12 protein-coding genes are annotated in these 11,337 nt (G+C 67.7%); 6 read left to right on the top strand and 6 right to left on the bottom strand.

What is annotated here, in order from left to right; translation table 11 throughout:
- Positions 1–955 precede the first annotated feature (955 nt).
- The 5 genes from ACFV15_RS10940 to ACFV15_RS10960 all read left to right on the top strand — a co-directional run bounded on the left by ACFV15_RS10940 (position 956) and on the right by ACFV15_RS10960 (position 6,471).
- Entirely contained in the window at positions 956–1,288 is a 333-nt protein-coding gene (locus ACFV15_RS10940) for a MerR family transcriptional regulator (RefSeq protein WP_378350025.1), read from the top strand.
- 143 nt (positions 1,289–1,431) lie between these two features.
- Positions 1,432–2,403, top strand: coding sequence for a magnesium transporter CorA family protein (locus ACFV15_RS10945; protein WP_378350026.1), 972 nt, complete (start codon positions 1,432–1,434; stop codon positions 2,401–2,403).
- A gap of 108 nt (positions 2,404–2,511) precedes the next feature.
- A complete protein-coding gene (locus ACFV15_RS10950; protein WP_378350027.1) occupies positions 2,512–4,005 on the top strand; it encodes an FAD-dependent oxidoreductase in 1,494 nt (497 codons plus the stop codon).
- 64 nt (positions 4,006–4,069) lie between these two features.
- Positions 4,070–5,365 (top strand): NAD(P)/FAD-dependent oxidoreductase, encoded by a 1,296-nt coding sequence (locus ACFV15_RS10955; RefSeq protein WP_378350028.1) that lies wholly within the window; start codon positions 4,070–4,072, stop codon positions 5,363–5,365.
- A 74-nt stretch (positions 5,366–5,439) separates the two neighbouring features.
- A complete protein-coding gene (locus ACFV15_RS10960; RefSeq protein ID WP_378350029.1) occupies positions 5,440–6,471 on the top strand; it encodes an iron-containing redox enzyme family protein in 1,032 nt (343 codons plus the stop codon).
- Between the two features lie 4 nt (positions 6,472–6,475).
- On the opposite strand, the gene ACFV15_RS10965 is transcribed toward ACFV15_RS10960, so the two are convergent.
- Complete coding sequence (locus ACFV15_RS10965) at positions 6,476–6,733, bottom strand: CDGSH iron-sulfur domain-containing protein (RefSeq protein WP_378350030.1); 258 nt, start codon at positions 6,731–6,733, stop codon at positions 6,476–6,478.
- A 130-nt stretch (positions 6,734–6,863) separates the two neighbouring features.
- Here ACFV15_RS10965 and ACFV15_RS10970 point away from each other — a divergent pair, with 130 nt between their 5' ends.
- Positions 6,864–7,019, top strand: coding sequence for a hypothetical protein (locus ACFV15_RS10970; RefSeq protein WP_378350031.1), 156 nt, complete (start codon positions 6,864–6,866; stop codon positions 7,017–7,019).
- 73 nt (positions 7,020–7,092) lie between these two features.
- Here the strand turns inward: ACFV15_RS10970 and ACFV15_RS10975 are convergent, their stop codons facing one another.
- The 5 genes from ACFV15_RS10975 to ACFV15_RS10995 form a co-directional block, all read right to left on the bottom strand.
- A complete protein-coding gene (locus tag ACFV15_RS10975; RefSeq protein WP_378350032.1) occupies positions 7,093–8,280 on the bottom strand; it encodes a zinc-dependent alcohol dehydrogenase in 1,188 nt (395 codons plus the stop codon).
- An 82-nt stretch (positions 8,281–8,362) separates the two neighbouring features.
- On the bottom strand, positions 8,363–9,481 hold the full coding sequence (locus tag ACFV15_RS10980) for an AI-2E family transporter (RefSeq protein WP_378350033.1): 1,119 nt from the start codon (positions 9,479–9,481) through the stop codon (positions 8,363–8,365).
- 109 nt (positions 9,482–9,590) lie between these two features.
- Complete coding sequence (locus ACFV15_RS10985; RefSeq protein WP_378350034.1) at positions 9,591–10,364, bottom strand: GAF and ANTAR domain-containing protein; 774 nt, start codon at positions 10,362–10,364, stop codon at positions 9,591–9,593.
- Positions 10,365–10,369: 5 nt separating this feature from the next.
- Positions 10,370–11,071 (bottom strand): GAF and ANTAR domain-containing protein, encoded by a 702-nt coding sequence (locus tag ACFV15_RS10990; RefSeq protein WP_378350035.1) that lies wholly within the window; start codon positions 11,069–11,071, stop codon positions 10,370–10,372.
- A 20-nt stretch (positions 11,072–11,091) separates the two neighbouring features.
- The gene (locus ACFV15_RS10995) at positions 11,092–11,316 is read right to left on the bottom strand and encodes a hypothetical protein (protein WP_378350036.1); all 225 of its coding nucleotides are present in this window, start codon (positions 11,314–11,316) and stop codon (positions 11,092–11,094) included.
- Between the last annotated feature and the right edge of the window lie 21 nt (positions 11,317–11,337).

Raw genomic sequence — 11,337 nt, forward strand, 5'->3', positions numbered from 1 at the left:
GAGGCACGGACGAACCGGGCAAGGCGCCGACGGCAACGACCTGTCAGCGTCGCCGCGCGCAACTTTCCCGGCTCATGACCGCTCCCCTGCGGTCATCTCGTCGTCCGCGTGCCGGATCTCCGGAGTCCACTGTAGACATACGGGCGGGGTTCGGGCACTCCGCGAATTCCCGAACCTCGCTCCTCGCCTCTTCGGGTGACGGAGTAAATCTGTGCCGACTGGGGTAGACATTCGTCGCCGGGCGTGTGTAGTGTTCTCCTCGTACGAGAGAGACAACGTCAAGCAGGCGCGGGAGATGACGTAACTACCCGCGAGGTGAGACAAGACGGTCAGGCAGGACGGAGCCGATCAACGGACAGGTTTCGGCTGGTGACCGGTGCAGTACCCGGGACCGGGTTGTGAAGAAGGTAGTGACGGTCCCGTCGAGGTAGTGGCAAGACGCGGGTGGAGTCAGCGCATCCGTGGAAGTGCAAGTGCTGTATCGAGTGCAAGTTCGTAGTGAGTAGTTCGTAGTGAGTAGTTCGTAGTGAGTAGTTCGTAGTGAGTAGTTCGTAGTGAGTAGTTCGTAGTAGGCAATGAAGACGGTCAGGCGTGGCGGAGCCAATCGGTGTAAGGGGTTCCGCCACGGTGACCGGCGACGTCAGGCGTACTGGGACCGATCTCGGTAAGGGGTTCCAGCCGATGACGATCGCACAGGCACAAGGTAAGAGAACAACACAGGAAAGAAAGGAAAGGGCGCATCATTGGATCGCCCGCCGCGGGCTGACAGCGCCGCGCGGGTACCGCAGTCCCATCGGATTGGCAGGTGGTTCTCGGTTACGAATGAGCGATCCCCGCTCGATACGACGCGGGTACGGAAAGCCGGTCGCACGGCCGGTTGACAATGGTGAAACCTGATCCTGGGACCCCAGGTGCCGTAGTTGGCACCTGGGGTCCCTTGTGATGTGGAGGTGGAATGATTCCTGACCAACGCGATACCGTCGAGCCCGGCGGGCTCGACAAGTTCGACGACGAGCACTACCCCGCCTACACGATGGGCCGGGCCGCGGCGATGCTCGGCACCACGCAAGGGTTCCTGCGCAGCCTCGACGAGGCGAAGCTCATCGAGCCGCAGCGCTCCACCGGCGGACACCGCCGCTACAGCCGGCACCAGCTGCGCATCGCCGCACGCGTACGGGAACTGGTCGACCAAGGCACCGCCGTGGACGCCGCCTGCCGCATCATCTCCCTCGAAGACCAACTCCACGAAGACCAACGCCACAACGAACTCCAGAAATCCTCCGACTGAAACCAGGTGACAGGGTGTGCCGCCGACACAATCGAACGGCACACCAGCACCAGGTCGAGCGAGCAGCCCGCGCCTAGTCGGCGGCCGAACACGCTGGGGCGAAGCCGCGCGTGAGAACCGTGCCGTCGGGGAACCCAGGCACCATGTCCCGCAGCCGGCTCTATCGCGATGGTGTACTGGAAACCGAAGATTTCCCGGTCGACGAGATCTCCGAGCATCTCGCCGATCCGGCCGTGGTGGTGTGGCTGGACCTGTGCGACCCCACCGAAGACGACTTCGCCTCCCTCGGGGACGAACTCGGCCTGCACCGCCTGGCAGTGGAGGACGCGCTGCACGCGCGGCAAAGGCCCAAGGTCGACCGCTATGACAAGCACTGCTTCCTCAACGTCTACGCCGTCCGGTTCGACTCCGGGCCGGGCAGGCTCGACACCTCGGAAGTCTCGGCGTTCATCACCGAACGCGTGCTGGTGACCGTCCACCAGACCGGACACTTCGACATCGACGCCGTCACGCGCCGCTGGGATGACGCGGACAGCCCCGCCAAGGCCGGCGTCGGTTTCCTCGTGCACGGCCTGCTGGATTACGTGGTGGACAGTCAGTTCGACGCGGTGCAGGCCCTCGACGACCAGCTCGAGGCACTCGAAGACCTCGTGTTCGACGACAGCGCCACCCACGCCGCCGTGCAGCAGCGGTCGGTCCGGCTGCGCAAGTGCCTGGTGACACTGCGGCGGGTCGTGCTGCCGATGCGGGAGGTGGTCGACACGCTCACGCGCGGTGATCTCCAGATCGTCGGCGAAGAGCTGGCGCCGTACTTCCAGGACGTCCACGACCACGTCCGGCACGCCTCGGAATGGACGGACTCGCTGCGGGAACTGGTCGCCACCATCCGCGAGACCCAGCTCGCCGTCCAGGGGAACCGGCTCAACATCATCATGAAGAAGGTCACCAGCTGGGCGGCGGTCATCGCGGTCCCCACCGCGATCTCGGGCTTCTACGGCCAGAACGTGCCGTATCCCGGCTTCGAGCAGCCCTGGGGTTTCTGGGTCTCGACGGTCGCCATCGTCGTGGTGTCCGGAGGGCTCTACGCGATCTTCAAGCGCCGCGGCTGGCTTTGAAACCTCCAGCGTGTCAGGGCCGTGGTTCGCGTGCCGCGGGTGATCCGGCGACGTTTAGAACCGTGACGGCCGGGTACGCCTCGAAACTCCGCTGCTGAGAGGGCGCCGATGACCACGACCGCGAACCAGTCGCTGTGGCTGCACACCGTTTCGGACACATCCGATCATCCGGCGCTGCCGGGGCCGCGGGAGGCGGATGTCGTCGTGATCGGTGGCGGTATCGCCGGGCTCACCACGGCGCTGCTGCTCGCCCGCCGCGGTGTCGACGTCGTCGTTCTCGAGGCAGGCCGCGTCGGCGCGGGGGTGAGTGGCAACAACACGGCGAAAGTCACGGCGCTGCAGTCGACCATGTATTCGACTCTTGAGCGCGACCACGATGGCTCGGTCGCCGCGCGCTACGGCGCGGCCGCTACCGCCGGCGTGGCTTTGGTGGCCGCGTTGGCCGAAGGAATCGGCTGCGATCTGCACCGCGCGCCCGCGGCGACGTTCGCCTACACCGCCGACGAAATCGAGACCGTGCGTGCCGAGGCCGACGCGGCCGAGCGAGCGGGGCTGCCGGTCGAGTGGGCCGACCGGCTGGATGTCGGGTTCCCGACGTTCGGAGCGGTGCGCCTGCCCGGTCAGTTCGTGCTGCATCCTGCGAACTATGTCCGCGGGCTGGCCGCGGCACTGATCGACGCGGGCGGCCGCATTTTCGAGCACAGCCGCGTCCACGACGTCTCGGTCACCTCTCCCTACCAAGTCCGCACGGACGGCGGAGCGGTGACCGCCGAGCAGGTCGTCGTCGCCACCCACTATCCGATCCTCGACCGTGGTCTCTTCTTCGCCCGCCTCGACGCGCAGCGCTCCTACTGCGTCGCCGCCCGGCTGAGCACCGGCGCGCCTCCCGCGGAGCTCGCGATCAGTGTCGGCAGCCCGGCCTGGTCACTGAGCCGCCACGGCGACCACCTGATAGTCGGCGGGCAAAGTCATCCCGCGGGCGAACGCGGCGTCGACTTCAGCCGGTACAACGCGCTGGAGGATTTCGCGCGCAAGCATTTCGACATCGCCGAGATAACCCACCGCTGGTCCGCTCAAGATCCCGTGGCCTTCGACAAGCTCCCGATGGTCGGGTCGTACCTGCCAGGAGCCGCGCACCTGTGGGTGGCGACCGGCTTCGCCAAATGGGGCCTGGCGATGGGCACAGTGGCCGGCGAGATCCTGGCCGACCGCGTCACCGGCGCCGACAACCCTCACGCCGAGCTTTTCTCCCCGCACCGGCTGAGCCTGTCGAACGCGCCGACGTTGCTGCAGCAGAACGCGAAGGTCGCCAAGGACCTCATCGCCGACCGTCTCATCCCTGCCGAGGCGGCCGACGCCGACGAAATCCCGGTCGACACCGCGCGCGTGGTGTCCGACGGGCTCGGCAAGAAAGGCGTCTACCGCGACCGGATGGGCGGCACCCACGCGGTGTCACTGCGCTGCACCCACCTCGGCTGCCTGCTGCGATTCAACGGCGCCGAGCGCAGCTGGGACTGCCCGTGCCACGGCTCCCGCTTCGACGTCGACGGCGCGGTGCTGGAAGGACCGGCCACCCGCCCACTTCCGAAGCGCGCCCCGTAGCCGGACGAAAGGAAACCGCCGACATCCTGCACGCGTACCAGTGATCACTCGAGAAGGAGAAGCGATGCGGGTCGTCATCATCGGTGGGGGTTTCGCCGGATACAACACGGCGAAAACACTCCGGAAGGCCTTGCCCGAAGAAACCGAGATCGTCCTGCTGAACCCGACCGACTACTTCCTGTACCTCCCGCTCCTGCCCGAGGTGGCCGCGGGGATCCTCGACCCGCGCCGCGTGTCGGTGTCGATCCCGGCCACACTGCCGGGTGCGCGCCTCGCGCTCGGCGCCGCGAAATCCGTTGACCTGCAACGGAAACACGTCACGTACGTGGACACGGAAGACAACGAGCACATGCTGGCCTACGACCGGCTCGTGCTCGCGGCGGGCAGTGTCAACAAGCTGCTGCCGATTCCCGGTGTCGCGAAGTACGCGCACGGGTTCCGCGGGCTTCCGGAAGCGCTCTACCTGCGTGACCACATCACACGCCAGATCGAGCTCGCCGCGAGCACCGACGACCCGAAGGAGCGGGACGCCAGGTGCACCTTCGTCGTGGTCGGCGCCGGCTACACCGGCACCGAGGTCGCCGCGCAGGGCCCCGCGTTCACCGCCGCGCTCGCGTCCCGCCATCCCGAGCTGGCGAACCAGGAAATCCGCTGGATGCTGCTCGACGTCGCGCCACGCGTGCTGCCCGAGCTGGACGAACGCCTCGGGCGCGCCGCCGGCCGGGTGCTGCGCTCGCGCGAGGTCGACGTGCGGATGGAGACGTCGATCAGCGACGCGGACACCACCGGGGTGACCCTCACCACCGGCCAGGCCGTGCCCACCCGCACGCTGGTCTGGTGCGTCGGGGTGCGGCCGGATCCGCTGGTCGAGGCGTTCGGGCTGGAAACCGCGCAGGGCCGCCTCGTCGTGGACACCAGGCTCACCGTGCCGGGCCACCCCGAGGTGTTCGCCTGCGGAGACGCCGCCGCCGTCCCGGACCTGACCCGGCCGGGCAAGCTCACCGCGATGACCGCGCAGCATGCCGAGCGGCAGGGCAAACTCGCCGCACGCAATGTCGCCGCGTCGCTCGGCTATGGCACGTCCGCCGAATACCGGCACCACGACCTCGGGTTCGTCGTCGACCTCGGCGCGCACCAGGCAGCCGCGAACCCGTTGCACATCCCCCTTTCCGGGCTGCCGGCAAAAGCGGTCACCCGGGCATACCACCTGCTGGCCATGCCGGGAAACCGGCTACGCACCGCCATCGACTGGGCACTCGAAGCCGTTTCGAAACGCCAGACGGTCCAGCTCGGGCTGGTGCGCGCGAAGAACGTCCCGCTCGACACCGATGCCCCAGAGCTGCCTCGCGGTAGCCGCTGATCACGCGTGTGTGAAATGGCCGCGCCCCGGGTAAACCCTCGACCTGCCGTGATGATCAGTCGAGAGGACCTGTCATGCTCCTGCCCGAGCCCCGTGGCCCGATCGGCGCGACGCTCGCCGCCGCACTGCGCGGGTCACCGGATACCGCGCCGTCCCCGCTTCCGAGCCACACCCGAGCCCCCGCCTCCGGCGGGCCGGAGACGGTATTGGCCGACGAAGACCTGCAACTGAGCTTGTGGACCTGCTACGAGCTGAGCTACCGGGGTTTCGACGACGTCGACGACCGTTGGGAAAGCACACCGTCCTTTGTGGCTTTCCGGGCGGCGCTCGAAGCTCCCTTCGTGCGCGCACTGCGTCATCACACCGGATCCGTCGGCGAGTGCACTGTGGACGCTGATGGCGTACCCGCCGCGCTCACCGGACTCATCGAGGCCGACGACGGGCCCCCGCTGGCCGCCTATTTGCAGCGCAAGGCCACCGCCGAGCAGTTCAAGGAGTTCGTGACACACCGGTCGATCTACCATCTCAAGGAAGCCGACCCGCACAGCTGGGCGATCCCCCGCATCGGCGGACGGGCCAAGGCGGCGCTGATCGAGATCCAGGCCGACGAATACGGCGGCGGCAGACTCGAGCGGATGCACTCCGAGCTGTTCCGCAACACCATGCGCGGCCTCGGTCTCGACGACACCTACGGCGCCTACGTCGATCAGGTTCCCGCGGTGACCTTGGCGGTGAGCAACACGATGTCGTTGTTCGGGTTACATCGCCGCTGGACGCCGTCGCTGCTGGGGCATCTCGCGATCTTCGAGATGACGTCGTCACTGCCGAATCGCCGCTACGGCAACGGGTTACGGCGTCTCGGGTACGGCGCGGACACCACCCGGTTCTACGACGAACACGTGGAAGCCGACGCGGTCCACGAGCAGATCGCCGCACACGACCTGTGCGGCGGCTACGCCCACGACCACCCCGAATCCATCCCCGACATCCTGTTCGGCGCCGCCTGCGCGCTGACGGTGGACAACGCCATGGCGAACCACCTGCTGGAAACGTGGAAGACCGGCGCCAGCGGCCTCAGGCGCACACTGACCGGGACCGCGGCCTGACCCGTCAGCCGTCCCCTGGCTCGGTGGGGCGCAGCGGGTCGCGGTGCGGTCCGCTCGCGGCGCGGAAGCCCGTGACCTTGTGCGTGCCGTCACAGAACGGCTTGATCGCCGAGCGGCCGCACCGGCACAGCGCGATCGTGCCGCGCCCCGTTTCGATCCGCTGTCCGTCCTGCGCCACGAGCCGCACGTCGCCGCGCACCAGCAGCGGGCCGTTCTCACAGGGGGTGATCTCCACAGCGGCTTCGCCGCTTCCGTTGGTCATGCACCGGGCCTACCCCGGCGAGGTGATCTTCACACCTCAACCGGAAATCATGACTAATTCCCCCGAAAGGGTTTCGAATTCCGTTCAGCGGGCATCCTCGTCCTGAGCACAGCGAAAAGGAGACACTCCCTTGATTATTCTCGGTGTAATTCTTTTGATCATCGGTTTCGTCGCGTCCATTCCGGTCCTCTGGTCGATCGGCATCGCGCTCGTGGTGATCGGTGCCGTGCTGGCCGTACTGGGCAGTGCCGGTCGGAAGATCGGCGGCCGCAGCCACTGGTTCTAGACAACCCGCGGTTTTCGAGGCCGGGGCACCCGCTTCATCGCGGGTGCCCCGGCCTTGTGTCGATCAGTGTCGATCAGCCTGGCCCAGGCTGGAGCAGCACCTTGATCGCGCCCTCCCGCTTCTGCTGGAAGATCTCGTAGGCGTGCGGCGCTTCCTTGAGCGGCAGCGTGTGCGTGGCGAATCCCTCGACCCCGAGCGGATCGGACGGCTCGGTGATGAGCGGCATGACGTCGTCGATCCAGTGCCGGACGTTGGCCTGGCCCATCCGCAGCCGGACCTGCTTGTCGAACAGCTCCATCATCGGCAGTGGATCGACCATCCCGCCGTACACACCGCTCAGCGAGATCGTGCCGCCGCGGCGCACACTGTCGATCGCCGCGTACAGCACGCTGAGCCGGTCGATCCCGGCGGTCAGTTTCGCGGCTATCGCCTGAGGCAACAGGTTGACCAGGTCCTGCGCGATCTTCCCGATCGGCGCGCCGTGCGCCTCCATCCCGACCGCGTCGATCACCGAGTCCGCACCGCGCCCGGCGGTGAGCTGCCGGATGGCGTCCCCGATATCGCGATGGTCGCGGGTGTCGACGGTCGTCACCCCGTGTTTCGCCGCGCGGGCCAGCCGTTCCGGCACCAGGTCCACCCCGATCACGGTGCCGGCGCCGCGGTGCTGCGCGATCCGGGCGCACATCTGCCCGATCGGCCCGAGCCCGAACACCACAACGGTGCCGTCCTGCGGGATGTGCGCGTACTCGACCGCCTGCCACGCCGTCGGGACGACGTCGGACAGGTAGACGAACCGCTCGTCCGGCGGGCCGTCCGGCACCTTGATCGGGCCGTAGTGGGCCTGCGGCACCCGCAGGTACTCGGCCTGCCCGCCCGGCACCTGGCCGTACATCTTGGTGTAGCCGAACAGCGACGCGCCCTTGCCGAACTCCTTCACCTGCGTGGTCTCGCACTGGCTTTGCAGCCCCCGGTCGCACATGAAGCACCGCCCGCAGGAGATGTTGAAGGGAACCACCACCCGGTCGCCGGGTTTGATGTGCTTCACCTCGGCGCCGACCTCTTCGACGATGCCCATCGGTTCGTGGCCCAGGATGTCGCCCGGCTCCATGAACGCGCCGAGCACTTCGTAGAGATGCAGGTCGGAACCACAGATCCCGGTCGAGGTGACCCGTACGATCGCGTCGGTCGGCTCGACCAGTCTCGGATCCTCGACCGTGTCGACCCGCACATCCCGTTTGCCGTGCCAGGTTACGGCTTTCATGGCGCTCCTTTCGTCCGCGAACCGCTCGGATTCCCCCAGGCGCCTGCCGCAAACCCTCAACGGAGTGCCGTCAGCGGTTCCGCTACGGGTGATCTTGGTCGGCCGGTACGCGCCCGATCGCCGATGGTCGCGAGTTGACGAAGCTGCGCACCGCCGAGCTCAGTACCGCGAGTAGCGGCACCGCCAGCAGCGCGCCGATGACACCGGCGATCACCAGCCCGGCCGCGAGGGTGAGCACCACCGCCAGCGGATGCAGCCGCACCGCCCTGCCGAGCAGAAATGGTTGCAGGACATGACTTTCCAGCTGCATCACACCCACCACGACGGCGAGCACGATCAACGCCGATACGACATCGTCGGTCACCAGCGCCACCAGCACCGCGACGGCGCCGGTGACCACGGAGCCGATCACCGGGATGAAAGCCCCGACGAACACCAGCACGCTCAACGGCAGTACCAGCGGCACACCCATGATCAGCAGCCCCAAGCCGATACCGACCGCGTCGACCACGGCCACGGCCGCGGTCCCCCGGATATAGCGCGCCAGGGTGTTGACCCCTTCGTGGCCGGCCAGATCCACTCGCCGGCGAACCCGCGGCGGCACACCGCCCAGCAGGAAATCCCATATCTGCTTTCCCTGTGACAGGAAGAAGATCAGGCAGAACACCATCAGCAGCAGCTCGGAGAGCAGCTCCCCCACACTCAGCGCGGTCGACACGGCGCCGGAGGCGATGGCCGACTGGTTCGCGCTCAGCGTCGCGGACACCTTGTCGAGCGCTTGGTCCAGCTGCAGCTGGCTCAGGTGCAGCGGCCCCTCACGCAGCCAGCCACGTAGTTCGCCGATGCTGCGCCGGACCTGCTCGATCAGTTCCGGCATCCCCTCGGTCACCGTGATCACGACGAACGTGATGACGCCGCCCACCGTGGCGAGCCCGGCGACGACCACGATCGCGGTAGCCAGCCCCCTCGGCACCTTCCGGCGCACCAGCCACGACACCGACGGCGCCAGCAACCCGGCGAGCAGCAACGCCACCGCGACCGGCACCACCACCGCCGCCAGCCGGACCACCAAGAGACCCAGCACCGTCAGCCCGCCGGCGATGACCAGCGAGCGCCACGCGACGGCGGCACCGAGCCGCAGGCCGTAGAGAACGGCCGCGTCTTCCGCGGTGCTGTCAGTACTTCCGCCGAGCTGAGCCATGAACGAACCATCCGTGAGGTGAAGTCCGCCAGGGTCTGGGACGGGGCTCCGCAGCGATGTCGATCAAGGTGTTCCCCGAACCTCGGTACCCCAAACCGGCGCGGCCCGGCTAAGGCCGGACGCTGAGCTGGTGGGACATGATCGCGTCGACGTCCGCGGTGCCGTCCGCGACGGAACGAGCCAGCTCCGACAGCCCCAGGTTGTGTGAACGGGCGTAAGCGCGCAGCTTCGCGAACGCCTCGTCCATACCGAGGTTTCCTCCGCGTGCGGACAGCACTCCTTTGGCTTGCTCGATGACGACCCGGCTGTTGAGCGCGGTCTGCAACTGCTCCGACAGCAGCTCTCCGCGCTGGATCGACCGTTGCTGCAGAATGCCGACCGTGGCGACGTCGGCCAAGGCCTGCCCAAGGCGGGTGCTGCCCGGGGTGACGCCACCCGGTTCGATGCCGAGCAAAGTCACCGCTCCGATAACCTGACGGCGCAGCCGCATCGGCAGCGCCTGCGCGGCACGGAAGCCACATTCGGCGGCCGCCTCGGCGAATCCGGGCCACCGATCAACGTCTAGGCGCAGGTCCGCGCTGGCAGTCGGCTGTCCGTCGCGCACGCAATCGATGCAGGGTCCGTCCTCGGTGTTCACCGCGAACAGCTCCAGCAGCTCCGCCCGCTCCGAGGAGGCGGCAGCCACCCGCAGCCTGCCGTTTTGATCGACGAGGATCACCCCGACAGCGGAAACCTCCAGCAGGTCGACGCACTGGCCTGCGAGCATGCTCAGGAACTCCATCAAGTCGAAATCGTCCACCAGGGTGTCCGCCAGCGCGACGAAAGCGGCCACCAGCCGCTGCTCCCGGCCATCACCGGCGGTGATCTCGGATGTCTCACTCATGTCCTTCATCCTCCGCTCTTGAGCTGAAGGCGGCGGGCCACGATGTCGCGCGCCACCTCATTCAGCGGTACCTCGTTGGCGAAGGAGTACCCGCGAATGCGCAGCAACCCTTCCCGCACACTGACCCCCAGTTGCACGGCCACGATGCCTGACGCCTGGTGCACCACGGCGTGAATATCCGACAACCAGCCGACGTTCATCGGATCCGCGCCGCCCAGATCGGCCAGCAGGGCCTCGGTCGCGATCTCTGCCAGCAGCAACGCGTCAACCAGCTGGTCCCGGCTCAACGCGCCGGGCATCGTGCGGTGCAGATCCAGCACGCCGACCCGCACCGCGCCGACCTGCAACGGGAACGAGAACACCGCGCGGATCCCGGCCGCGAGCGCACCCGGCGTGAACCCCGGCCACCGGCCACCACCGCCGGCCAGATCGGCGGCCAGCACCGGACCACCGGATTCGACGGCGTCCACACTCGGCCCTTCCCCCACGGTCAAGCGAAGCTCATCGAGCAGCACAGCCGCCTGGCCCGCCGAATGCACCAGCGCCTGCAGCTCAGGCGCGCCGGCGTCACCTCTGACGCTCACCGTGGCCCCTGAAACGGACAGCTCTTCCAGGCACAGCACACATACGCGCCGCACCAATGCCAGAGGATCGCTGCCCTCGGCGTCGAGCAGCCCGAGCAGTCGCTCACGCCGACCAATCGCCATCGCATCCCTCCTGACGACGCTCACAGCCGGCCGCGGCATGTGCACAAGGCGCGAGGTCGCCGAGATGTGCGAACGGTCAGCAGCTCGCGCTCGGAGTAGTCCGCCACGGTGTCGCACGGGCACGGACCCATGGCGGCGGTCAGGCGATCGACCTCGTCGAATCCGGCGTCCGCGAACTCCTCCGACGACAGGAAGAACCCGGCACTGACCACGGGATTTCCTGTACCCGGTTCACCGATCGCCAAACCTCGAACCCCAGGTGCGGT

Source organism: Amycolatopsis sp. NPDC059657 (assembly GCF_042734395.1).
Lineage (GTDB): Bacteria > Actinomycetota > Actinomycetes > Mycobacteriales > Pseudonocardiaceae > Amycolatopsis.